The organism is Sabulibacter ruber, assembly GCF_017355955.1.
In the GTDB taxonomy this organism is placed as follows: Bacteria; Bacteroidota; Bacteroidia; order Cytophagales; family Hymenobacteraceae; genus Nibribacter; species Nibribacter ruber_A.
Window position 1 is genome coordinate 977,545 of record NZ_JAFFID010000001.1, and the last position, 25,981, is coordinate 1,003,525.

Consider the following 25,981-nt stretch of genomic DNA (forward strand, 5'->3'; position numbering starts at 1 on the left):
ACCGCTATTTAAGTTCGGCCGCAAAGGGTTGGCTACTGCTGTAAAAACAAAAGCAGTCGTTTTGGGGCTGCTTTCCTAAAACAAGGCTTAAAACGGCTAGTCTTCCATGACCCAGGCGAACGCGTCTGCTTCGTTGTCAAAAAAGTGGGTGTCAAACTTGATCAGACCACTTCCTTTCATGACCATGTTTTCAACGGCCATCTTGTTGAAGATATCCGTGGCCACAATCACCGCCATTTTTCTTAGGCCGCTTTCCTGGGAAAATCGGGGCGCCCACTCTTTGGCGGTCCATTCCTGATCAGCGGGCCGAATGGCGCGGGCATTGGTATTATCGCCAATCCAGCGGGTTACGGTATGTTCTTTGGCCAACTGAAGATAGATCCCCAATATCTCGCGGTACTCCTGGGAGCCGGCAAACCCATACCATTTCGTCCTGACCAGCTGCAGGTCTTCCTCATAGGTGATGGTGATAATATCGCTTTTATAATATTCCATTTTCGCTCCTTCAATCGGCCATTACCTTTAACCACACCTAGTAGCTTTAAGACTCCTCCTAACAACAGCATCGCTTTACCTAATTTAAAAATCGGCTGAACGCTTTCATATTCTGGAGGTCCTGCACTTCGGTAATAGTCCAGTTACAAGATTGTAACTACAAATTTACACCTGATTTGTTTAAAAATTTACTTTATCTAAGAGCAAATTCATTTTGGGCACCTCCAAGGTGGTTTGTCTTATTGTCATCTCTCTTAAGCTGTCTCTGAGAATTGCTCAGACTTTATTCATTTTTTAACAGCATAGGCCTTCCTTGGAGGAACAGAAGTGCATTAGAAAGTTGATTACGGATGTACCTCTTTCAGTACTATCCTTTGAAAAAACTGCATCAAGAGTGAATAAATTATAATATCTTGAGCAGAATATATAGACTACACCAACTAAGCCTGTACCATGCAAACCCCCTGGCAAGCAAAGCTTCTCTATCTGGCTGGCTTTCTCCTGTTTTCACCCCTTCATGTCTCGGCTCAGAATGCCAATACCGATGCGGCAATTATCCCATCGCCAGCAAGCTACCCGATTAGCCTTTACCAGCAGGCGACCAAAGAAGAATCACACCTGCTGAATGGCCCTGAGTATGTGGATATTCGGAGGGCCAACCGGGAAGGTCACCCTTTCTTCCTGATTGATGAGAAAACTCCTGGAAGTGTGCAGTATGACGGGGCCTTCTATGAAGGAGTGCCTTTATTGTATGACATTGTCCTGGATGAAGTGCTTCTGGCCAGAAACGGGCTGGTACTGCAAAAACTGGTGAAGGAAAAGGTAGCCGGCTTTCAATTAGGCGGACACAAATTTGTGCGGGTGGTAGTGCCCGACACTGCCTCTAATACGGCCTTGCGGACCGGTTATTATGATGTCATGCACGACGGTACCACCAAGTTGCTGGTGAAAAGGCTAAAAGAGAGGCAAGAGTTGATTGAAGACCAGAAAGTGTTGGAAAAATACGGCCCCATTGACAAATACTATATCCAACAGGGTACTACCTACCACCAGGTAAAAAGCGGCCGCTCGGTGTACAACGTGTTCAGTGACCGGAAAAAGGAATTGAAGAAATACGCCCGCACCAAGAAATTCAACTTCAGGAGACAACGGGAAGAAGCCATTTTAGGCTTGGTGCTTTATTACGATTCGCTGACAGATTAATCCAAAATTAAATCCAATCCTCTACCCCCAGCTACCCTTTATAATGACCCAACTTTACCGAATTGCTTTTCTCCTCTCGGTCATGATGCTGTTTGGAGCGGCTACCAGCAGTGCCCAGACGGCAGGAGAACCGCTCTTGAGTCTGCACCTGAAAGAAGCCTCTTTTGAGGATTTTGTGCGGGAAATAGAATCCAAATCAGACTACCGCTTCTTTTACGAGCCGGCAACAGTAGACAGCCTCAAGATTTCCGTTGAGGTAACCCAGAAATCCCTGTCTTCTATTCTGGCGCAGGTACTGCCTGAAGCGAAGCTTTCCTTCGCCATCACGCCCCAAGGCTATGTGATGATCACGCAAGGCAAGGAATTCATGGCGAACCTACCTGAGGGCTTTTTCAACCGGGAGGCTGTTCCCACGCAAGGCAGACCTGCAGCTCGTCCAAGCTCTGGAGCGCAACCGTACGTGGCCGGGGAAAAAGACAAAAAGAAAGCCACTTCTGAGGCCAAACTGTACGTGATTGGCGTGCAACGCGAAAACGCCTCGGGCAGGGCCAACCTGGCCGGCCACCTCCGCGATGCCAAATCCGGTGAGGCTATTATTGGTGCCTCCGTCTACATCCAATCTCCGCTTTTGGCCACCACTTCAGACCAATACGGGTATTTCTCCTTGACCCTGCCCATTGGTCAGCACGATTTGCTCATCAGGGGCATAGGGATCAAGAACTCCAAGCGCCGCATCGCCCTTTATTCCGACGGAAAACTGGACATTGAGGTAGAGGAGGATGTACGCTCCCTGAAAGAGGTTTTGGTGGAGGCCGAAAAAGACCGCAACGTGGCAGGTATGCAGATGGGCATGGAACGACTGGACATGCGGGCCATCAAGCAGGTGCCCACCGCCTTCGGGGAAACTGATATTCTGCGAGTGGTGCTCACGCTTCCCGGGGTGAAATCGGTGGGCGAAGGCAGCACGGGCATGAACGTGCGCGGCGGCTCCACGGACCAGAACCTGATCCTCTTCAACGATGCCACTGTGTATAATCCTTCTCACCTGTTTGGCTTTTTCTCGGCGTTTAACCCAGATATCATCAAAACCGTGGAGTTGCACAAAAGCAACATCCCGGCGCGGTACGGCGGAAGGCTTTCCTCGGTGCTGGAGGTGGTCACCCGCGACGGGAACAAAAAGAAATTCTCGGGTTCCGGGGGCCTGGGCCTGCTGACCAGCCGATTGACTCTGGAGGGACCTATTGCCAAAGACAAAACCTCTTTCATGGTGGCGGGCCGAAGCACCTACTCAGACTGGCTCCTGAAAAAGCTGCCGCAGGAGAGCTTCAAGAAAAGCTCGGCCTCGTTTTATGACGTGAATGCCCAGATCAACCATGAATTTGACAGCAAGAATACGCTTTATGTCTCGGGTTACCTGAGCAAGGATCGGTTCAGGTTGGGCAGTGATACTTTGTACAGTTTCGCTAACCACAATGCCAGCGTGAAATGGAAGCATATCTTCCATAACCAACTTTACAGCGTGGTGACCGCCGCCTACAGCCAGTACGGTTATGACGTAAATTCTGAAAACAACCCCGTAAACGCCTCGCACATGTCTTTTGGCATGAACCAGGCCAACCTGCAGGCAGACTTCAACTACTTCCTGAATTCAAAGCATACCATTGATTTCGGGGCCAGTTCTATCCTGTACAACGTGAAGCCGGGCAGCCTGCAACCAGTGGGCTCTGAGTCTTTGATCATGCCCGATGTGCTGCAGCGCGAACGGGCGCTAGAAAGCGCGCTTTACGTCTCAGACCAGATAGACATCTCGCCCCGGTTCTCAGTGTACGTGGGGCTGCGGTATTCCATGTTCAATGCCCTAGGCCCGAGGGAAGTGTACGCCTATGCGCCAAACGTGCCTAAGTCAGAAAGCACCATTCTGGACACGCTCTCGTATGGTTCGGGCAAGTCTTTTGCGAAGTACCATGGTCCGGAGTACCGGGTATCGGCCAGGTTTGGTTTGACGGAGCATTCCTCGGTGAAGATGAGCTATAACCGCATGCGCCAGTACATCCACATGCTCTCCAACACGGCCACCATGTCCCCCACCGATACCTGGAAACTGAGCGACGCCAACATCAGGCCGCAGGTGGGTGACCAGATCGCACTGGGTTATTACCAGAACTTCCGGAACAACACGGTGGAGTTCTCGGTGGAAGGCTATTACAAGAAAATGAAGGATTTCCTGGATTACCGCAACGGTGCCACCATTATTCTGAACCACCATATTGAAACCGAGGTGGCCAATGCCGAGGGAAAAGCTTACGGCGTGGAGGTCATGCTGAAGAAACTGACTGGCAAACTGAACGGCTGGGTGAGCTACACCTATTCCCGCACGCTGGTGCGCCTGAACAATCCGCAAGTGTCTGAGCTCATCAATCAGGGGAAATGGTACCCCAGCAATTTCGATAAACCCCACGATGTGACGTTGATCAGCAACTACCGGTTCAGCCAGCGGTTCAGTACCTCGCTCAACTTCACATACAGCACCGGTCGTCCCATCACCTTGCCTATTGCCAAGTACTATGACGGCAACGTGGCCCGCATCTACTACTCAGACCGCAACCAGTACCGCGTTCCGGATTACTACCGCGTGGATTTCGCCATGAACATTGAGGGGAACCACAAAGTGAAAAAGCTGGCCCACAGTTCCTGGACCCTGGCGGTGTATAACCTCACTGGTCGCAAGAATCCCTATTCTGTGTATTTCCGGTCTGAGAACGGCCAGATCAAAGGCTACAAGCTTTCCATCTTCGGGCAGCCTATTCCTACCATCACTTATAATTTCCGGTTTTAACGATGATTTATAAAAACTGCCTCAAAAACGCCTTTCTGCTGCTTTGCGTGGTATTCCTTGCCGCCTGCGAAGAGCCGTACACCCCCGAGGTACTGGAAGGGCAAAACAATTTTCTGGTGGTAAGTGGTTTTATCAACAGCAACGGCCCCACCACTATCAGACTTTCCCGAACCCAGAATCTTTCAGAAAGCGGAGGGCCGGTAATGGAGCAAGGGGCTACCGTGCAGGTGGAGGAAGAGAATGGGATCAAATTCCCCTTGTTGGAAACCAACCCCGGTACCTACAGCAGCAACTTTCTCCCTCTCATCAGTTCCAAAAGATACCGGTTGGTGATTAAAACAGCCGGGAAAGACTACGCCTCAGACTACGTGGAGGTAAAGCAAACACCTTCTATTGATAATGTCACCTGGAAAGCGGAAAGCGACGGATTGCAGATCTTTGTGAGTACCCATGACGTGCAAAATAAGACACGGTATTACCGGTGGGAATACGAAGAGACCTGGGAGTACTCGGCTTTTTACTATTCTGGTTTAGAATATGTGAATGGGGAGATGAGGAATCGGGCGCCGGAAAACAGCATCTATCTCTGCTGGCGAAACTTCAAATCCTCCAACATCAATCTGGGGAACACGGTGAAATTAAGCCAGGACGTGGTGAGCAATTTCCCTTTGATCAAGGTACCGTCCAACTCTGATAAAATAGACCGGAAATACAGCATCCTGGTAAAGCAGTATGCCCAATCCAAAGAATCCTATGAGTATTATGAAGCCTTAAAGAAAAACACCGAAAGCATAGGTACCCTTTTTGATCCGCTTCCCACGCAGCTTACCGGAAATATCCACAGTGTCTCAGCCCCCTCAGAACCTGTTATTGGGTTTATCAATATTTCCTCAGTCACAGAAAAGAGAATATTTGTCAGCCGGTCAGAGTTGCCCCTAAACTGGGGTTCCCCTAGAATGTTCTGTACCTTAGACACCGTTCTGCTGGGGGAAGAGAGCACCCATTTCAATGGCGGGTACAACATTCCTATCCATGAATTGCTCACGGAAACCAATGTTCTGATAGGCTACGCCAGCGCCTCCAGACCCTGTGGAGACTGCCGGGTCTATGGCGTAAATGTGAAACCAGATTTCTGGCAGTAGTATGGAAGGAAGCATGAACACACCCATGAAAAACATTCAACCTGCAGGCTGTTCCCCACTATCTTGGAATCATTCTGGCACTTGGAGCCGCCCTTTCTTCTATTTTATACTCGTTTTTGGGTTAGCGCTCTTGAACACATGGGCAGGTACCGCCAACGGACAAACCAGAACTTTTCAAAGCCTTCTAACCGATTTTCAGGAGCACAACCGTAAAGCCTTTCAGGAGAAGATTTTCTTACACCTGGACCGTTCTGCCTATGCCTGCGGCGAAACCATGTGGTTCAAAGCCTATTACGTGGACGGAACCTTGTACCAGCCCCTGGACATGAGCAAAGTAGCCTATGTGGAAGTGCTGGACAATGGCAACAAACCCGTGTTACAGGGCAAAATCGCTTTGAAAGAAGGAGCCGGAAGTGGTTCATTCACCTTGCCAGTGACACTAGCATCTGGTAAGTACCGGGTAAGGGCCTATACCAACTGGATGAAGAACTTCGGGCCGGAATTTTACTTTGAGCAACCTGTCACTATCCTAAACACCTTTCAGCCCCTGGGCTTGAAGCCCCTGACCGACACTGCTTCCTACGCCATTCAGTTTTTCCCCGAGGGCGGAAATCTGGTGTATGGTCTTCCGGCTAAGGTGGCGTTTAAGGCTACTAACACCAGAACGGGTAAAGGCATCGGTCTCCAGGGCACTCTCTTAGACAAAGCCGGCAAAGTGGTAACTACCTTCCAGCCCACAAAAATGGGCATGGGGAACTTCCGTTTCACCCCTGTGGCGGAGGAGGTATACACTGCCGTGGTAAAACTTCCGGGAGGAAAGGAACTACGGCAACAACTCCCGCATATAGAGGAACAAGGCTACAGCTTACTCCTGGAAGAAACCAAGCCCGGTGAGCTGCTGATTACCGCCCATTCTTCCAATTCCCAGCCCGAAACGCTTTACCTGCTGGGTCACACACGGCAAACGGTAATGGTGGCGGCTACGGCTATCCTGGCCAATGGAAAAGCGTCTTTTTCAGTTTCCAAAGATTCACTGCCCGCCGGCATTACCCACTTTACGGTATTCAACAGCCAGCAAAGGCCCGTTTGCGAGCGGCTTTTCTTTAAACGCCCCACAAAGCAACTGGACATTGCAGCCTCTTTGAACAAAGCCCAATATGGTACCCGCGAGAAAGTAACCGTTGATTTACTCAGCCAAGCCAGCGGGGCAAGTGCGGCCAACCTATCAATGGCGGTATTCAAAGCAGATGATCTGCGGGCCGATGATTTGGTTAACATTATCGCCTATCTGTATCTCACCTCAGACCTGAAGGGCACCATTGAAAATCCGGGTTCTTACCTTATAGAGACCGGCAGCCAGGCCGATGAAGCTTTGGACAACCTGATGCTGACCCACGGTTGGAGCCGCTTCACCTGGAACGAGGTCCTGAATCAACAAGCCGCAACCTACCCTTTTCTTCCCGAATACCAGGGGCACCTGATTACTGGCCTCGTTACCCATAATGCCACCGGAGCTCCGGCAAAGAATATAAGAACCTTTCTGGCATCACCGGGTAAAAACGCCCGCTTCTACAGCGGCTTCAGTTCAGAGAAGGGATCGGTGTTGTTTGACGTGAAGGATTTCTTCGGCCCGAAGGAAGTTATCCTGCAAACGAACTTCCTGCAGGACAGCACCTACCACTTCCAGATCACTGATCCGTTTTCCAAGAAGTTCTCAGCAACTGGCCTGCCCAATTTTGATCTTCAGGAAAACCTGCGAGAAACTATCCACTTGCGCCACCTGGATGTCCAGGCCCAGAACATTTACTTAGAGCAATTCCTGAACCGGTACAAAGCACCTGGTATAGACAGCCTCCCTTTCTATGGTCAACCCAGCAAAAGATACCTTCTGGACGATTATACCCGCTTCAAGGTGATGGAAGAAGTAATGCGGGAGTATGTGCCCGGCGTTATGGTGAGAAAGCGGCGGGACGGCTTCCACTTTATGGTTTTGGACGGAGACCGGAAGCTGTTTTTCCAGGAAGATCCGTTGGTGTTATTAGACGGCGTGCCCATCTTTGACATAGACCAGATCATGGCCTTTGATCCGCTGAAAATCCAGAAACTGGAGGTCATGGAATCCCAATATTTCAACGGCTCACTGGTATCAAACGGCGTAGTCAGCTACACCACCTACAAAGGAGACTTGGCTGGCTTCCCCTTGGACACCCGGGCCCTGCTCCAGGAATACGAAGGCCTTCAATTGCAGCGGGAGTTCTATGCGCCTGTTTATGAAACCGAAGAACAAAAGCTGAGCCGCTTACCAGATTTCCGGAACCTGCTGTACTGGGCTCCCGAAATTACAACCGATAAAAACGGGAAAGCCTCCACGCATTTCTACACCTCAGACGTACCAGGAACCTACCTGGTGGTGGTGCAGGGGCTTACAAAAGGTGGACTGCCCGGCAGCAAGGTGGTTACCTTCGATGTGAAAAAGCCATTATAACAAACGTCTTAAGCGCCTGATTCTATAAAGATCAGGCGCTTCTGTTTTATCCAGGACCATACTCTTTTCAAAGGAACATGGACAAACGCCGTTTACAGCCTTAAATCCAAAAAACGGCCCGAAAACGCGGCTAAGTACCTGACTCTACAAAGGATGCAAATAAGAAGCCTTGGCATCCGCCGCAATTCTGATAATGCGGTCATAATTGCGTAAATTTGCAGTCTTCTCTTAGAAAGACTGTTAGTAGCGCATGGATTACCTGAAACTTCTGAATGAGTCACAGCGAGCCGCTGTTTTACATACCGAGGGCCCTTGTATGATCATTGCCGGTGCGGGCTCCGGCAAAACCCGGGTGCTCACCTACCGCATCGCGCATTTGCTGGAAAAAGGCGTGGACCCGTTCAATATCCTGGCGCTCACCTTTACCAACAAGGCCGCCAAGGAGATGCGCGCCCGTATTGAGAAAGTGGTGGGCGGTGAGGCCAAAAATCTCTGGATGGGTACCTTCCACTCCATCTTCTCCCGCATTCTGCGCGCCGAAGCCCAGAAAATAGGGTATCCCAGCCACTTCACCATCTACGACACCGATGATTCCAAGACACTCATCCGGAACATCGTGAAGGAGATGAACCTGGACGACAAGCTTTATAAAACCAGCATGGTGCTGGGGCGTATCTCGGCGGCCAAAAACAAACTGATCTCGGTAGCGCAGTACCTCAGAGACCCCGCCATCCAGGCCGATGACGAGGCGGCGCTGCGTCCCAAGATCGGGCAGATTTACAAGACCTACCAGGAGCGCTGTTTCCGGGCCGGAGCCATGGACTTTGACGACCTGCTGTTCAACACCAACGTGCTCTTCCGCGACCACGTGGATGTGCTGAACAAGTACCAGAACATCTTCAAGTACTCCATGGTAGACGAGTACCAGGACACCAACTACAGCCAGTACCTCATTACCCGCAAGCTGTCGGCGAAGGACCGCAACATCTGCGTGGTGGGTGATGATGCCCAGAGTATCTATGCCTTCCGCGGGGCCGATATTCAGAACATCCTCAACTTTGAGCGCGACTACCCAGAGCTGGAAGTCTTTAAACTGGAGCAGAACTACCGTTCTACCCAGCACATTGTAAAGGCGGCCAATTCTGTCATCAAAAACAACAAGGCCCAGCTGCGTAAAAACGTTTTCTCTGAGAATGAGGAAGGAAATCTGATTGACGTCATTAAAGCCAGCTCAGACAACGAAGAGGCTAAACTGGTGGCGCACTCCATATTTGAGGAGAAGATGAACCAGCACCTCTCCTACGAAGATTTCGCTATTCTGTACCGCACCAACGCCCAAAGCCGGGCGCTGGAAGAGGCGCTGCGCAAAATGAACATCAAGTACCGCATTGTGGGCGGTCTGTCGTTCTACCAGCGCAAGGAAATCAAGGACCTGATCTCGTACCTGCGTCTGGCCATCAACCATAATGATGAGCAGGCCCTGCGCCGCGTCATCAACTACCCTAAACGCGGCATTGGCGATACTACCGTGGAGAAACTCATTGTCACCGCTAACGAGACCAATCACAGCATCTGGGAAGTAGTGAGCCACGCCAACCAGTTAGTGGGAGGCCGAGCCGGTACTGCCATCCAGGATTTCGCGACCAAGATCAAGAGCTTCGCCATCATGGCCGAGCAAAAAGACGCCTTTGATGCCGCCACCTATATTGCCAAACACTCTGGCCTTGTAGATGACCTGTACGCCGATAAATCGGTGGAAGGATTGGCCCGCTACGAGAACATTCAGGAATTGCTCAACGCCATCAAAGAGTTTGTGGACGATCCTGAACGTGAGGACAAATCCCTGGCGAACTTCCTGCAAGACGTTGCCTTATTGACTGATGCCGATACCAAGAAGGAAGACGAAGGCGAGTACGTGACCATGATGACCATCCACTCGGCCAAAGGTCTGGAGTTCCGCAACGTGTTCATTGTGGGCATGGAAGAGAACCTGTTCCCCAGCCAGATGATGCTGCAAAGCCGGGCCGATCTGGAAGAGGAGCGCCGTTTGTTCTACGTGGCTATCACTCGCGCCGAGAAGAAACTGACCCTCTCCTACGCTACCAGCCGTTACCAGTGGGGGAACCTGCGGGCCGCGGAGAAAAGCCGGTTCATTGACGAGATTGATCCAACGTTCCTTAACTTCAAGTTTGGCGAGGAGCGCGGTCCGTTTGAGAAAGTGCTGCAACGGAAAACCCCGGCAGCGCAGTTGATTACCCCGGCTAAAAAACCAGTTGCCGCCGCAGCCTACACCCCACCCGCCGACTTCACCCCCAGCGATACTTCTAACCTGCAGGCCGGTATGCGCGTAGAGCACCCTAAATTCGGGTTCGGGACCGTTACTAAAATGGATACCCAAGGAAACTCCACCAAAGCCATCATTGAATTTGAAGGCGTGGGTGAGAAAACCCTGCTCCTGAGTTTCGCCAAGCTGCGCATACATGCGTAAAGCGTAGCACGTAGCAGGTATCACGTAGCAAGACCTCTATTTGTAGACATAGCCACGCAAGAACCATTTCCCTTTTAGGCCTGATTTTCTAAAAATAGGCCTAAAAGGGAGGTTCTTTTATCGTGATACTTGGTACTAGATACGTGATACGAACAAAAAATTCCTAATTTTGACCTTGCAACATACCCTATCACATGGTAGCCAGTTCCACTTTTAAACAAGAGCTTTTGCTGCGGGAGTACGGCCGCAATGTCCAGAACATTGTTCAGTACATCCTGACGGTGGAAGACCGAGCCAAACGCACCCAACTGGCTCAACTGCTCGTGAACCTGATGGGTCGTCTGAACCCTAACGTGAAAGACATCCAGGATGCCCAGCAAACCCTTTGGAATCACCTGTACGTGATGTCTGACGGCCAACTGGACGTGGATGCGCCGTTTGCGCTCAGCGCCATGGAATATCTCAATGATAAACCGCAGCGGGTAGACTATCCTACGCAGAACCCAAAATACAAGCATTACGGCACCAACCTGGAGCGCCTCATTGACAAAGCCAAGCAGGTCACAGATCCGCAGGAGCGCGAGGCCGCCATCATTTCCATTGGGAAACTGATGAAGGTGTTGTACCGCACCTATAACAAAGACAGCGTGTCTGACGAGGTGATCCTGGAGAACCTGCGCGAACTGTCTCGCGGTGAGTTGGACCTGAACCCTGCCCTGCTGGAAAAAGGCAATCTGTTTGAAAGCAATGTCAAGGCGCCGCAAGGCCCGGGTAACAACTTCCAGAACAACAACCAGAAGTACAAAAACAACCAGAACAAGAATCAGAACCAGAACCGAGGTAAGAATAAATAAGAACGCATGGCTTCTTTTGAAGTAATAGGCGGCCGGCCTTTACACGGCGAGATTATCCCGCAAGGGGCTAAAAACGAGGCACTGCAGATCCTTTGCGCCGTACTCATGACCGCTGAGCCGGTTGTCATCTCCAATATTCCCAATATCAGAGATGTAAACAAGTTGATTGAATTGCTGCGCGACATGGGTGTGCAGGTGGAGCAAACCGCTCCTGACACCTACGTGTTCAAAGCCGAGGACATCAACCTGGATTACCTGACTACTCCAAAATTCATTGAGCAGGCCCGCGCCATCAGAGGTTCTGTGATGATTCTGGGTCCAATGCTGGCCCGTTTTGGCGTGGCCAAACTGCCTAAACCCGGAGGAGACAAAATCGGCCGCCGTCGTCTGGATACGCACTTTGTAGGCTTTGAGAAGCTAGGCGCCAAGTTCACCTATGACTCCAATGACAGCTTCTACCACCTGGAAGGCAAAAACCTGAAAGGAACGTACATGCTGTTGGACGAGGCCTCGGTGACCGGAACCGCCAACATTGTGATGGCTGCCGTACTGGCCGAGGGGATCACCACCATCTACAACGCCGCCTGTGAGCCGTACCTGCAGCAGCTTTGCAAAATGCTGAACCGCATGGGCGCCAAGATCAGCGGCATCGGGTCTAACCTGCTCATCATTGAGGGCGTGGAGAAACTGGGCGGCACGGAGCACCGCATGTTGCCAGACATGATTGAGATTGGCTCTTTCATTGGTTTGGCGGGCATGACCGGCTCTGAGATCACCATCAAAGACGCGCAGATCCGGGAATTGGGCTTGATCCCAGACACGTTCCGCCGTTTGGGTATCCAGATGGAGTTCCGCGGCGATGATATTTTCATCCCGGCGCAGGACCACTACGAGATTGACACCTACATTGACGGCAGCATCCTGACTGTTTCTGACCATACCTGGCCGGGCTTCACCCCAGACTTGCTGAGCATTGCGCTGGTAGTAGCCACGCAGGCCAAAGGAACCGTGCTCATTCACCAGAAAATGTTTGAGAGCCGCCTCTTCTTTGTAGACAAACTGATTGACATGGGCGCGCAGATCATCCTCTGCGATCCGCACCGCGCCACCGTAATCGGGCAGAACAAGCAGGTGCCTTTGCGTGGTATCTCCATGACTTCGCCGGATATTAGAGCGGGTGTGGCTTTACTCATTGCGGCCCTTTCTGCCGAAGGACGTAGCGTGATCCACAACATTGAGCAGATTGACCGTGGGTACCAGAACATTGATGGTCGTCTGAATGCCCTGGGCGCACAGATCACCCGTCTGTAAGAACCCAACTTTTATACTTTTAAATAGAAAGGGAGCCAGAATCTGGCTCCCTTTCTATTTTTAGGCTGCTTTTTGTCGCATTTTCTCCGGCGCTCTGATTTTAGCCTATTTTCCAGAGAAATGCCTGAAAATGAAATATCTACGACGCTTGTGGTTCTGCCGGAAGTGGTCCAACAAACGGGTCTGAAACGGCTTTCCAGCAACTTTTATTGTGCTCCGTATTTGGGTTACCTTTTTGATGGTGAGCGGATTAAGAAGAAAATCCAGCCTATGAAAACCATCTTCCGGCACTCCTTTCCCCTGCTGTTCGGTGCCTCTCTCCTGTTCTTTTCCGGCTGCCAAGGCCAGCAGGAAATGTCAGTCAATGAAGCAGCCGCTTCTGTAGATTCTGCTGAGACCAACGTTGCCAAAGAGCAAAAAGCAGAGGGCAAACCCACCCACGTCATCCGGCAGGCGGAGGTCAAATTTAAGGTTGAAAACCTGACAGCCAGCACCCAACGGGTAGAAACGCTGGTGGAACACTCGGGAGCCATTTTGGCCAATTCAAACCAGCACCAGACCGACGATACCAGAACCGCCGATTTCGTGATCAGGGTACAGCCCGAGAAGTTCCTGCCCTTGCTGCAGCAGATTCAGAAAGAAAGTATGCAGCTGGACGTGCGCACCATCACCACCGACGACGTGTCTATGGAATTCGTAGACCTGGAAGCCCGCAAGAAAGCCAAGCTGGCGGTGGAGCAACGTTTCATGGGTTTGCTGAAAGAAGCCAAAGACATTCAGCAGATCCTGGAGGTAGAAAACCAACTAAGAACCATCAGGGAGGAAATTGAAAGCGCGGAGGCGCGGCTTACCTACCTGCAGAACCAAACTGCCCTCAGCACCATCCGGTTGTCTATGTACCAGGTGGTACCGGTCACTGTACCAGAAGAGCCAGGTTTCTTTACCAGAGTCCTGGAGGCGGTAAGTACCGGCTGGGAGTTGTTGCTTTCGCTCCTGATCGGGTGTTTTTACCTGTGGCCGCTGTGGCTGGTGGGTGCCGGTATCTTGATTTACCTGCGCAAACGGAGTTTGGCTTGATGTTTCAGGGCAGATTTTCAGAAAAGGGCACCAAAACATACGGTTTTGGTGCCCTTGCTTTTTCTAGTAATTAAACTCAGAAATCATGCAACCAACGCGGCCTTAAAGGGGTCATAAACTTATACACGCCATAGTTATTATCACCTCAAATTTCGCCACCCCGCCATGAAAGTAGCATTTCTGAAATCGACGTTTCTGAGCATTGCCGGTTCCCTGCTGGTACTTACGGCTGCCTGTCAGCAGGATGATCCGGCCCCCGAAGCCAACCTGCCCAATCTTAGGCCCCTGACACCGCAGGAAGTAAAAACCGTGTCGGGCACAAACGACTTTGCGTTCCGGTCTTTTGCTCAGATCAGCAACCTGGAGGGAAACAAGAACGTGTTCATCTCGCCGCTGAGCTTGAGCATGGCCCTGACCATGACCTACAACGGAGCCGCCAACGGCACCAAAGACGCCATGAAACAAACGCTGGGCTTTGGTAATGCGTCTGACGAAGAAATAAACCAATCGTTCAAAAGCCTGGCTGAATTACTGGTTGGCATTGACAAAACCGTGCAGTTTACCTCGGCTAATTCTCTGTGGCTGAACAATGATTTCCAAGTACTGGCCCCATTTGTGAGTACCAACCAGAACTACTTTCAGGCCACCGTGAAGGAGCTGGATTTTTCGTCTTCCGGAGCCAAGGAGGAAATCAACAATTGGGTGACCGAGAAAACCAAGGGCAAGATCAAAACCATTGTGGACCAGGTGCGGCCCGACCACCTGATGTTCCTGATCAACGCCATCTACTTTAAAGGCACCTGGACCTACCAATTTGATAAGAACCTGACCCAACCCCGGCCCTTTAAGCTGGAAGACGGCAGCACGATATCGCACCCGTTTATGAACCTGAAGAAAGGCCGTTACCTCACCTACCGCGACGCCACCAAACAGGTCATTGACCTGCCTTACGGCAACAAGCAGTACAGCATGACGCTGGTTGTGCCGGGCCAGAACCACACCGTGCAGGATATTTTACCAGAATTGTCGGTGAACAACCTGAACAAGTGGCTCTCTGAAGCCGATTCATCGTCGCTGGAACTGTACATGCCTAAATTTAAACTTGAGTTGAAGTACTCTGAGAACCTGAAAACCGCCCTGAAAAACCTGGGCATGGGCGTGGCCTTCACTGACCAGGCCGATTTTAGCCGTATGATTCCTGGCGGTGGATTGAGCATTTCAGAGGTAAACCACAAAACATTTGTAGAGGTGAACGAAGAAGGCACCGAAGCCGCCGCGGCTACCTCGGTGGGTATTGTGGTCACGTCTCTGCCGCCATCCATTACGGTGGACAAACCCTTTGTTTTCCTGATCAGGGAGAAATCTACCAACGCCATCCTGTTCATCGGCAAGCTGATGCGGCCTGAGTAACTCAAACCAACCTTCAACCAACCGGAAACAGAAAACCCGTTTTAGGGCCATTTACTCAAAAAGGGCACTAAAACGGGTTTATTTTTTGGAACACCTATCAGGAAATCCGGCACTCACTCACTCACTCACTCACTCACTCACTCACTCACTCACTCACTCACTCACTCACTCACTCACTCACTCACTCACTCACTCACTCACTTTCCGGCTGCCCCGGTACAGTTCGTATTTGAACAGGCGGCACTCAATTGGGCCGTTGTAGAGCGGGATACGGCGTGAAGGTTTCAGGCCGATGTACTTGGCGGCCTCCAGATTTCCGGTAAAGATGCAGGCATCCCAGTCCTGGAAATTGGCTTTGAGCGTATCTCCGATGGTTTTGTAAAGGCCGTTGATCTCGCGCTCATCCCCGATACGCTCTCCGTAGGGAGGGTTCATGATCAGCAAACCTTTGTCGGTGGGTTTCATGGCGTCTTTAAAATCCAGTTCCTTTACGCGCACAAACTCATCCAGCTCGGCGTACTCCAGGTTCTGGAAGGTGGCTTCCACAAAATCGGGGTCAATGTCTGAGCCGTAGATCTCCACCTCGTTTTCCAGGTCTTCTTTGGCCACGGTATCCTGGTACACACGCCGGTACAGGGCGGCATCATAGTCGGGCCAACGCATGAACCCGTAATCTTTGCGGTACACGCCCGGGGCTATGTTGTGGGCCAGCATGGCCGCCTCGGTGAGGAACGTGCCGGAGCCGCACATGGGGTCATACAGCGGGGTTTTCTTGTCCCAGCCGCTCAGGAGCAGAATGCCAGCGGCCAGTACCTCGTTCAGCGGAGCCACGTTGGTCTGCTGCCGGTAGCCACGACGATGCAGCGAATCGCCGGAGGAGTCCAGGGCCAGGGTTACGATGTTTTCGTGCATGTGCAGGTTCAGACGGACATCGGGCGTGGTCACGTCAATATTGGGACGCCGGCCGGTCTTCTCCCGGAACTGGTCTACAATGGCGTCTTTGGTCAACTGCGATACATACAGGGAGTGCTCAAACGTGGACCGCGAAACCACCGCGTTGATGGCGAAGGTATCGTTCAGGCTCATGTACAGGTCCCAGTCAATCTCGCGCACTTTCAGATACAGCTCTTTTTCATCGCGGGCCTTGAACTGAGCAAACGGCTTAAGGATGCGGATAGCGGTGCGGCAGCAGATATTGGCCTGGTACATCAGGTACTGGTTTCCGCTGAAGGTCACAGCCCGCACGCCCGGTTTCACGTAAAGCGCCCCTAATTCCCGAAGCTCCTGGGCCAGAACTTCCTCCAACCCCGCCAGGGTGGTTGCAGTCATATTGAAATTGCCGGTTGCTTTGGTTTTGGCCATAGAGGTGGAGCGTTAAATAGGATGATTTTATTTGGAGCGCAATTTCGTAAAAAAGCACCGATAAAGGCATGCCTTGAGTCTCAGGTTTCTTCTTTTAGGATTAACCCTGCTGTTTTCTGGCTTGAGATCGCAATTGAAAGCAAAAAACAGAAATCTTAGGGCCGAATGGTTTGCGGGAAAAAGATATTTCATAATATTGGTATTCTAGCGAAACCCTACCTATAAAATATGTCTAAAGTAATGTCTTCTTCTCCCTCTGGGCAGGCCACCCAAGCACCGCCTACCAATTATGCCAAGTCCATGGCCATTATTGGGGCCTTGTTCTTTGTGTTCGGGTTTGTGACCTGGCTCAATTCCGTCCTTATCCCTTACCTGAAAATTGCCTGTGAGCTCAACAACTTTGAGTCTTACCTGGTTGCGTTCGCTTTCTACATTGCCTATCTGGTGATGGGTATTCCGGCGGGTTGGCTCCTGAAACAGACAGGGTATAAAAAAGGCATGTCGGCGGGTTTGGTGATCATTGCAGTGGGGGCTTTGGTGTTTATACCGGCCGCCATAACCCGTACCTACGCCTTGTTTTTGTTAGGATTGTTTGTGCAGGGAACCGGTTTAACGGTACTGCAGGCGGCGGTAAACCCGTACATCTCCATCATTGGTCCGCCCGAAAGCGCCGCCAAACGCATCAGTATCATGGGTATCTGCAACAAAATTGCGGGTTCCGCTGCTCCCTTCGTGTTGGGTAGCATAGTTTTGGCCGGAGCCGATCAATTGGTAGCTAGCCTGGCCAACATGGATGCCGCCCAGAAAGCCGCTGAACTGGATGCTTTGGCCTCGCGCGTGATCACTCCTTACCTGGTGATCATGGCCGTTTTGATCGCGTTGGCCATCTTCACCTTCTTCTCCGGTCTGCCCGAAGTGGATACAGAGCAGGAAGACGAAGCTGTAGCTGCTGCCAATACTGGTAAAACCAGCGTATTCCAGTTCCCACATCTGGTGATTGGTGTGATCAGTCTTTTCCTGTACGTGGGCGTGGAAGTAATGGCCGGTGATACCGTGGTGAGCTACGCCTCCACTCAAGGAATTCCGCTGGATGAAGCGCCTCGTTTCACCACCTTCACGTTGTGGGCTATGATTGCCGGATACGTGATCGGGATTATTGCCATCCCTAAATACCTGAGCCAACAGAAAGCCCTGCAGATCTGCGCCTTTTTGGGCGTGATTTTCACATTAGCGGCCATTTTCACGGATGGTTACGTGTCTGTGCTGAGTATCTCTTTGTTGGGTCTGGCTAACTCGCTGATGTGGCCTGCTATCTTCCCGCTGGCTATTGCTGATCTGGGCCGATTCACCAAAATGGGCTCCTCGCTGCTGATCATGGGCATCGCCGGGGGCGCCTTGCTCCCGCTGCTGTACGGCTACCTGGTGGATTTGGTGAACGCCCAGCAAGCCTACTGGATGATGGTGCCTTGCTACCTGTTTATCCTGTATTTCGCCGCGGTGGGGTACAAAATCAGAACCAGATAAGTTATTCCGTTTAGAGCTGTTTTCCTGAAATCGGCCTCATAACAGAAAAGCCATCTCTCCCCGGGGTGGCTTTTTTGTTTACGATCCCTGTAACGGAATATTTTGGATAGTTGCGTACTTTTGCCCTGCATACCACGTACCGTACATGACCATTCAGAGAAACGCCTCCCTCTTTCCTTACAATACCTTCGGCATTGACGCGAAAGCCACCCTTCTGGCCGAGTTCACCTCGGTGGAAGAGCTGCGCGAGTTGCTACAGAACCCCGAAGTGAAAGCCTTGCCCTTGTTAATTCTGGGAGGTGGTAGCAACGTGCTGCTCACCCAGGATGTACAGGCTGCCGTGTTACTGAACCGCATCAAAGGTATTTCACAGACGGAGGAAACCGATGGGAAACATGTGTTGGTGACTTCGGGCAGTGGTGAGACGTGGCATGAATTGGTGTTGTACACCCTGGAACATGATCTGGGCGGTATTGAGAACCTTTCCCTTATTCCGGGCACCGTGGGTGCGGCGCCTTTGCAGAACATTGGAGCGTACGGCGTGGAGTTGAAAGACACGTTCCATTCTTTGGAAGCCCTGGAGATTGCCACCGGCGAGTTAGTGTCCTTCAACCGGGAGCAGTGCGGCTTTGGTTACCGCGAGAGTGTTTTCAAACGCGAAGCGAAAGGCAAATACATCGTGACTTCGGTGACGCTGCGGCTAACCAAAGAACACACGTTCAACACTTCCTACGGCGCCATCCAGGACACCTTGGCTCAGCAGCAGGTAAAGGAATTAAGCCTGAAAGCGATCAGCGAGGCGGTGTGCCACATCCGGAGAAGCAAACTCCCCGATCCGGCTAAGATTGGCAACGCCGGTTCCTTCTTCAAGAACCCTGAGATTCCGCTGGCCCAGTTTGAGATCCTGAAAGCGCAGTATCCCGGCATCCCCGGTTACCCGGTGAGCCCCGAGACCGTCAAGGTTCCGGCGGGTTGGCTCATAGAGCAGTGCGGCTGGAAAGGCAAGGTGCTGGGCAAACACGGCGTGCACAAAGATCAGGCGCTGGTGCTGGTGAACTACGGCGGCGCCACCGGCAACGAGGTAAAGGCACTGGCCTACGAGATCATCCAATCAGTGGAAGAGAAATTCGGGATTAGGCTCACCCCGGAGGTAAACATCATCTAAGCCTCCCGTCAGATGACTTCTGCTGAGCTGATGGTACTCCTATCCGAAGGGAAACCCAAAGGGAAAGGCTTCGCTGATGACGTGGCCCAGCACGTGCTTGAGCAGGGCGAGGATGCCTTGGCCGAGCTTTGGCCCGCGTTGTACCATTCAGATAAAATCCTCAGAGGCAGAGCGGCACACGCCGTAGAGTCCATCGCTAAAAAGCAGCCGCAGTGGTTTACTCCGTATAAAGAGGAAATCCTCCGGGAGTTGGCTAAACCTGAGCTGGACCCTGCGTTTAACTTTTACATTCCACCGCTGCTGGGACTGCTTTCCTGGACCGAAGAGGAAGTGCCACCAGTGATTGACCTCCTGCAGTACTGGTTGCAGCACCTGGACCATCAGTTTGTGAAAGCTTTCTGTTTGCAGTCTTTGACCGATATCGCGCTGCAGCACACCTGGCTTCAAAACGAGGTAGAGGAACTGGTGCATCAGCACATGGCCAAAGGCGGCAAAGCCATCAACGCCCGAGGCAGGATGTTACTAAAACTACTACAGAAATAAAGTAGGCCGGAAGCAATCCCGGCCTTTCCGTTTTAAGCATAATTTTCGCAAAACAGGCCTAAATCTGCCGCTTGCTCATCTCACAGCTTTACAATTCGGTGGGTTTGCTGCGTAGTGTTGTTCTGGAGTACCAGCGTATAATTACCGGCGGGAAGATTAGCCAATGATACAACCATTCTCCTACTTGAAGCGAACTCTACCTGTTGTTCCTGCACGGTTTGCCCCAAACTATTGACCAATTTCAGAGCGTACCTTTTCTCTTTCACCTCCGGGGCCAGCTCTAGGGTCAGGGTCTCCGCGGCAGGATTAGGAAAGGCCAGTACTTTTCGGTTCCAATCCCGGTCTTCCTCAGAACTGGAAAGGGTGTTCTCGTACTTCACCAGGAACGCATCCATGTTCTGCCCTTGGGCCGATCTGGTCACCGGCATCATTCCCTCAGAGTTGAAGTTCAAGGTCCCCTGAAAGCCGCCGGCCAGGTAAACCTTGAAAGCATCGGTGAGAATGGCGGTTCCTACCTGGTCCTGAGCGTTCCCGATGGCTCTGGTCCAGACAAAACCACCGCTGCCAGGTCCGTATTTGAGCAGAAACAGGTCTCTCTGCCCGGCATTGGTCTTGATAACCGGTGATGGACTATGGCCAGGCACACCGTTATGGGAAGCGTATAGGTTCACATCGGTGGTGGCGTCAAAATACCCCGTGACATATAAGCCAAATCGGTCCACCGCCAGGTCCGTGAGGTAATCTTTGCCGGCACCTCCCACGCCATGGAGCCATATTGTTTTACCAGTGTTTTTGTCAACTTTGGCCAAAAACGCATCGTTTTCGCCTTTGCAGCCCAGCTCCCACATACCGTTCTGGGTAGACGGAAACTGGATGGTGAACTCAGCGGCTGTATTGGTGGAGAACCAGCCTGTCATATAGATTCCGGTGTCATCCAAGGCAAGGGCGTTCACCCAGGAGAAGGAGAAAGTGCCGCGGGTTTGCTCCAACCAGTCCAGTTCGCCGGTACCCGGATGGTAGCGCGCCCAAAAGACATTGCGGCTACCACCCTGGCTGGAAATCACCTCGGGTCTGGTGCCGTTTAAATTGAAATCCGCTTCTCCGGAGAATACGCCGCCCACAAACAAGCCATCGTCGTTAGCGGCAATCGCACTGATGGCCTCGCCGTTCACCCCTCCTACCCCACGCCACCAGGTGGTAGAGCCGTCCTGCTCATTCAACTTCATCAGGAAACCATCGGCAGAGCCCATGCTGGTTTTCAGCAGCGCCGCTCCCCCGGCATTGAAATTCAGTTCGCCCAGAAAAGCGCCGGATACAAACAACTCTCCGTGCGACGTAGCCATCCTAACATTGTACACCCCATTTCCCGTCTGATCTCCTGAGATTAGTTTCACCCACCTGAACTCCCCTGTTTCCAGGGCGTACTTCGCCACGAAGCCATTGGGGAAATACCCGGACTGGCCATTAACATCGGGGCCATTGATCTCCCCTGTAGATCCATTCGGGTTTACGTTCAGTTCTCCGCGAAACAGCCCCGAAACGTAAATAGCCGAGGCATTAACCGCCAGGTCTATATCTTCCACCAGGCCGGCTCCGGTGATGGTTTTTACCCACTCTAAGCTTCCGTTGGGCGTATACTTGGAGATAAAGGCGCCTTGGGCTCCCTGGCTCTGAATAGAAGTGGTTCCCAACTGCGCGTTCCCCTGGAAAGTACCCGCCATGTACACGTTCCCCTCAGGATCTTTGGCCAGTGCCGAAGCGGCGCTGTGGCGAGGGGTGGCACCGGCGGTTCCGCTTGCCGTTTGCATCCAGAGCACGTGCGCGGAGACCTGCGAGAAAGCCTCCTTGGGCAGCAGGTAAAACAAGCAGATCAGGAACAGAACGTAAACAGATGCCTTCATACGATTGAATCTTTGATTTAAATTAGTCTATAAATTCAAAGATCCCTATATAATCAAAAAGGTTGCATGTCAATGACATACAACCTTTCAAGGGGAGGTATTTTATATATTTGCCACCTCTCCGGTTCGCCGGTGTTGTTTAGCGATTTTCGCTGTTGTTGGTGTTCGCCGTTGTTGGTGTTATCACCAACAACTACTAATCAGCTCAGTTTAAGGGGAATTTTTAGAAATGAGCCTGGAAAGTATTGTTGGTGATAACACCAACAATGGCACAATGGCACGGAACACTAACAACGGCACAGATGGCAAAGATTGCTAGGATTATGCCCAAGTAGTGGCTACATCTGAAAAACAGAAAGGGAGCCCAGCTTATGCTGACTCCCTTTCTGTTTCTTATCATTTCAGGCCTGTTATCTTGAAAGGTGGCCCAAAACGTACTTTATTTCAGTACGATGATGGATACTCCATCGCCGCCTCGCTCTACGTGTTCATCGCTCACGCTGGCTACTTCGCGCAAGGTACGCACGTAGTCCCGGATAATCTGCTTCAGGATACCATTCCCGCGACCGTGGATGATTTTCACCTCCGGAATGCCTAGCATGATGGCATCGTCCATGAAGTTCATCACGGTGGTGAGCGCTTCTTCGGCGTACTTCCCGCGCACGTCCAGGGTATGCTGGAAGTCGGCCATGCGTTGGGTCACGTCCAAGCCTCTGGAAGGAGCCGTGGCAGTAGCCAGTTCTTTCTCCTTCTTGGCTTTCTCGCGCACCACGTTGGGGTCAGGGCGTTCCAGTTTCTCCAGCTTCACAATGGTCTTCAAGCCCCCGAAACTCACCTCCGCGGTTTTGCCTTTGATGGCCAGCAGTTCACCCACTGAGTCTTGCCCGATCAACGCTACGCGCTCACCCGGTTGCAAAGGTCCGGTTGGTACCGAGCCGTTGCGGCGCACTACCGGTTTTGGTTCCGGTGTGATTTTCTCCTTGAAGGCATCCAGTTGCTGACGGGCCGCTTTGGTTTGTTCCTTTTCGGCCTGGCTGCGTCTGATCTGCTCAATGGTCTGCTCAATCTGCTGGTTCGCGTCTTTCAAAAGCAGTTTGGCCTGGCCTTTGGCCGTCCGGATGATGTCCTGCTTGGTTTCCTCCAGGTGGTCTTTCAGGGCCGTATACTCTTCCACCGCTTTCTGCAGTTTGCGCTCGTGCTTGGCAACGGCCGCATTCTTCTTCTCGAAATCGGTTTTCTCCTGCTCCAGTTGCTCCAGCAGCTTGTCGTAGCGGATCTTCTCCTTCCCTACCAGCGTACCGGCTTTCTCAATAATGTTCTTCGGCAACCCGATTTTACGGGCGATCTCTAGCGCGAAGGAAGAACCCGGCTTCCCGATCTCCAATTGATACAACGGCTGCAACTCAGCGGGGTTATACCGCATGGCACCGTTCACAATGCCCGGCGTGCGCTCCGCGAAGTTCTTCAGGTTGGTGTAGTGGGTGGTGATCACCCCAAACACCTTTTGCTGGTGCAATTGGCTCAACACAGATTCAGCGATGGCTCCGCCCAGCACCGGCTCGGTACCGGTACCAAACTCGTCAATCAGCACCAGAGACTTCTTATCCGCGAACAGCACAAACTGCTTCATGTTCTGCAGGTGGGAGCTGTAGGTACTCAGGTCGTTCTCAATGGACTGCTCATCGCCCATGTCTAGGAAAATATCCCCGAACAAGCCGGCCTCAGAACCTTCGTCCACGGGAATCAAAAGACCGCACTGCAGCATGTACTGCAACAGACCCGCCGTTTTCATAGCCACGGATTTACCCCCGGCGTTCGGTCCCGAGATCAACAGAATGCGTTGCTCCTGGTCCAGATCCAGCGAAAGCGGAACGGCTTTTTTGCCCTGTGCCTGTAAGGTCAGGTGCAGGATGGGGTGACGGGCGTTCTTCCACTTCATGACCGGACGCTTGTGCAGTTCCGGCATAATCGCACCAATCTTGTTCGCCACTACGGCTTTGGCCCGGATGAAGTCCAGCAAAGACAGGAACTGGTACGCTTTGCGCAAGGCCGGTAAATGGTGCCGCACCTGGTTCGTAACCGCCGTCAACAAGCGAATGAGTTCGCGGTGATAGGCGTTCTCCAGGTCTTTGATGTCGTTGTTCAGCTCAAAGACGCTTTCCGGCTCCAGGTACACGGTTTGCCCCGTGGCCGATTCGTCATGGATCAGACCTTTGATGCGGCGCTTGTACTCGGCAATCACCGGAATCACCAGACGTCCGCCCCGGATGGTAGGCTCGGCATCAGCTGGCGTCCAGCCTTCGTTTTTGGCGTGCCGCATGATGCTGCTGATCTGCTTCCGCAATTGCGTTTGCTGCCCAATCAGGTCACGCTTGATGCGCTGCAATTCCGGCGAGGCATCGTCTTTCACGTTGCCGCTGTCGTCTACCAGTTTCTCCAAAGCGGTCACCAATTGGCGGTCTACGGTTACATCCTGGGTCAGGGCTTTTAGGGCCAGGTATTGGTCCTCATCGGCCTCCACAAAAAAGCCCAGCGCCTGGCGGATGGCCCGCAAAGACATTTTAATCTCGTACACGCCCCGCACCTCCAGGAAGGCACCTTCCAGAGCGGCGCGGTTCAGGTGCTCGGTTACGTCAAAGTAGTACTGCGACGGGAAGTCTTCGCCGGCGCGCAGGATGTTGGCAAACTCATGCGTTTGCTGCAACAGCCGCTGCACCAGGTCAAAGCGGTCCAGGAACGACACGCGCTCCACGAACTTCCGCCCCAGGGGACTTAAACAGGCTTCGGCCAGCATTTCTCTGATCTGGCTGAACCCGATTTTCTGCTCAAAATTTGATGGGTATATCAAGTCTTTGTTTTTTCTAGTTTTATTTTCTGTTTCTACCCCGATTCTGCAAAAGTAGCTTAAATACGGGATTGGTCAGGATTATAGAACATCACGTAGCTAATCTATGTTCCTTTTGCACTTAAGATTTCTCTTAGGCGTTAATACTTAACATATATTTTAAGCTGTAGGCTTCAAGACCCTACTGCTGTTTCTAGTTATAGAGCTTGTTGGTGAGAACACCAACAAGGGCGAGAAGGGCGAGAGGCATATTCAAGTTTTAACATGTGTATCTACAATGCTTTCAATGATGATGAGCTTGTTAGTGGGAACACCTTCCTCTACTCTGTCATCCTGAAAGGATCTTGTGAGAAAACGGTAGTGAAGTTTCTCAAGGCCTTTCTAGTTCGCCCACAAGATCTTTCCAAGATGACAAAACGGAGAGCAAGTTAACGAGTGTAAAGAAAAGGAAGTCTTAATACATGCTGAAGGCTACACAAGGGGAATAGATACCAGAACTACTCTCAGAACTTCTCTTCAATTCCAAGCCCGAACAGCGCATAGTCATACTTCACCGGATCAGCCGGGTCAAACTGCTTCAGGTTGTGAGTCAGTTCTTCGGCCATGGCCCAGTCTGACTGCGCTCGTTCAATGAGACCTAGTTTGCGGGCCACGCGTTGCACGTGCACATCGCAGGGGCAAACCAGATCGGCGGGTGACATGCGGTTCCAGATCCCGAAATCTACTCCCTGCTCGTCTTTCCTCACCATCCAGCGCAGATACATGTTGATGCGTTTACAGGCCGATTTTTTGGCTGGCGTGGAAATGTGCTTGCGGGTGCGGTGCGGTGCCTCGGGCAGAGAAAACACCAGGTTGTAGAAAAAAGACAGCCGGGACTTCTGCTCTGATAAAGGAGTCGCCGGGTAACCCAGAAATGCTTCTTCCAGGCTCTCGTGCTGCTCGTAGAACCACCGGAAGAAATGCACCAGATAAAGCAGATCAGTATCGTTGAAAGTGCGGTGCTTGAACCCGAGAAGCTGTTTCAGGTCCTCGTCCTGGTGCTGGGTAATGAACTGGAACGGGGCATTGTCCATGCGCTGCATCAGCTCCTTACACTTGTTGATGATGGTCTTGCGTTGGCCCCAGGCTAGAATGGAGGCAAAAAACCCCGAGATCTCAATATCCTGTTTCTGGATGAACAGGTGCGGAATAGACACTGGATCATGAGGAATAAAGTCTGGCGTGTTGTAGCGGTGGTAGCGGTCTTCCAGCAGGGCTTCCAGTTGTGCGGTAGTGTAGGACATCAGGTGTGATCGGCAAAGCTATAGGTTCAGCTTTTATACGGCTTCCCCATAATAGAA

The 25,981-nt window shown here is 51.9% G+C and carries 17 protein-coding genes; 12 read left to right on the forward strand and 5 right to left on the reverse strand.

Annotation, left to right across the window (positions count from 1 at the left end):
• Positions 1-96: 96 nt before the first annotated feature.
• The gene (locus tag JT719_RS04190) at positions 97-495 is read right to left on the reverse strand and encodes an STAS/SEC14 domain-containing protein (protein WP_207431245.1); all 399 of its coding nucleotides are present in this window, start codon (positions 493-495) and stop codon (positions 97-99) included.
• Positions 496-948: 453 nt separating this feature from the next.
• On the opposite strand from JT719_RS04190, the gene JT719_RS04195 reads away from it, so the two are divergent.
• The 9 genes from JT719_RS04195 (at position 949) to JT719_RS04235 (ending at position 15,301) form a co-directional block, all read left to right on the forward strand.
• The gene (locus JT719_RS04195; RefSeq protein ID WP_207431246.1) at positions 949-1,698 is read left to right on the forward strand and encodes a hypothetical protein; all 750 of its coding nucleotides are present in this window, start codon (positions 949-951) and stop codon (positions 1,696-1,698) included.
• Positions 1,699-1,741: 43 nt separating this feature from the next.
• Positions 1,742-4,534: a TonB-dependent receptor gene (locus tag JT719_RS04200; RefSeq protein WP_207431247.1), complete on the forward strand. Its 2,793-nt coding sequence runs from the start codon at positions 1,742-1,744 to the stop codon at positions 4,532-4,534.
• 2 nt (positions 4,535-4,536) lie between these two features.
• A complete protein-coding gene (locus JT719_RS04205) occupies positions 4,537-5,676 on the forward strand; it encodes a DUF4249 domain-containing protein (protein WP_207431248.1) in 1,140 nt (379 codons plus the stop codon).
• Between the two features lie 130 nt (positions 5,677-5,806).
• A complete protein-coding gene (locus JT719_RS04210; RefSeq protein ID WP_207431249.1) occupies positions 5,807-8,161 on the forward strand; it encodes a hypothetical protein in 2,355 nt (784 codons plus the stop codon).
• A gap of 250 nt (positions 8,162-8,411) precedes the next feature.
• The gene (locus JT719_RS04215) at positions 8,412-10,649 is read left to right on the forward strand and encodes an ATP-dependent helicase (RefSeq protein ID WP_207431250.1); all 2,238 of its coding nucleotides are present in this window, start codon (positions 8,412-8,414) and stop codon (positions 10,647-10,649) included.
• A 194-nt stretch (positions 10,650-10,843) separates the two neighbouring features.
• Complete coding sequence (locus tag JT719_RS04220) at positions 10,844-11,503, forward strand: DUF4290 domain-containing protein (RefSeq protein WP_205503332.1); 660 nt, start codon at positions 10,844-10,846, stop codon at positions 11,501-11,503.
• 6 nt (positions 11,504-11,509) lie between these two features.
• Positions 11,510-12,814 carry a UDP-N-acetylglucosamine 1-carboxyvinyltransferase gene (murA, locus tag JT719_RS04225; protein ID WP_205503333.1) on the forward strand — a complete coding sequence of 435 codons (1,305 nt, stop codon included), beginning with the start codon at positions 11,510-11,512 and terminating at the stop codon, positions 12,812-12,814.
• Between the two features lie 270 nt (positions 12,815-13,084).
• Positions 13,085-13,891: a DUF4349 domain-containing protein gene (locus tag JT719_RS04230; protein WP_207431251.1), complete on the forward strand. Its 807-nt coding sequence runs from the start codon at positions 13,085-13,087 to the stop codon at positions 13,889-13,891.
• Between the two features lie 165 nt (positions 13,892-14,056).
• The gene (locus JT719_RS04235; protein WP_207431252.1) at positions 14,057-15,301 is read left to right on the forward strand and encodes a serpin family protein; all 1,245 of its coding nucleotides are present in this window, start codon (positions 14,057-14,059) and stop codon (positions 15,299-15,301) included.
• Positions 15,302-15,490: 189 nt separating this feature from the next.
• Here JT719_RS04235 and JT719_RS04240 read toward each other — a convergent pair whose 3' ends face one another.
• On the reverse strand, positions 15,491-16,663 hold the full coding sequence (locus tag JT719_RS04240) for a THUMP domain-containing class I SAM-dependent RNA methyltransferase (protein ID WP_207431253.1): 1,173 nt from the start codon (positions 16,661-16,663) through the stop codon (positions 15,491-15,493).
• 228 nt (positions 16,664-16,891) lie between these two features.
• Between JT719_RS04240 and JT719_RS04245 the strand changes: the two genes are divergently transcribed.
• From JT719_RS04245 to JT719_RS04255, 3 genes are all read left to right on the forward strand, one after another.
• A complete protein-coding gene (locus JT719_RS04245) occupies positions 16,892-18,187 on the forward strand; it encodes a sugar MFS transporter (RefSeq protein ID WP_341350741.1) in 1,296 nt (431 codons plus the stop codon).
• A gap of 145 nt (positions 18,188-18,332) precedes the next feature.
• Positions 18,333-19,352 (forward strand): UDP-N-acetylmuramate dehydrogenase, encoded by a 1,020-nt coding sequence (gene murB, locus JT719_RS04250; RefSeq protein ID WP_207431254.1) that lies wholly within the window; start codon positions 18,333-18,335, stop codon positions 19,350-19,352.
• Between the two features lie 12 nt (positions 19,353-19,364).
• Positions 19,365-19,895, forward strand: a complete 531-nt coding sequence (locus tag JT719_RS04255; protein WP_207431255.1) for a hypothetical protein — start codon at positions 19,365-19,367, stop codon at positions 19,893-19,895.
• Between the two features lie 80 nt (positions 19,896-19,975).
• On the opposite strand, the gene JT719_RS04260 is transcribed toward JT719_RS04255, so the two are convergent.
• From JT719_RS04260 to JT719_RS04270, 3 genes are all read right to left on the reverse strand, one after another.
• A complete protein-coding gene (locus JT719_RS04260) occupies positions 19,976-21,796 on the reverse strand; it encodes a T9SS type A sorting domain-containing protein (protein WP_207431256.1) in 1,821 nt (606 codons plus the stop codon).
• Between the two features lie 439 nt (positions 21,797-22,235).
• Positions 22,236-24,644 (reverse strand): endonuclease MutS2, encoded by a 2,409-nt coding sequence (locus JT719_RS04265; RefSeq protein ID WP_207431257.1) that lies wholly within the window; start codon positions 24,642-24,644, stop codon positions 22,236-22,238.
• Positions 24,645-25,144: 500 nt separating this feature from the next.
• Complete coding sequence (locus JT719_RS04270; RefSeq protein WP_207431258.1) at positions 25,145-25,924, reverse strand: TIGR02757 family protein; 780 nt, start codon at positions 25,922-25,924, stop codon at positions 25,145-25,147.
• Between the last annotated feature and the right edge of the window lie 57 nt (positions 25,925-25,981).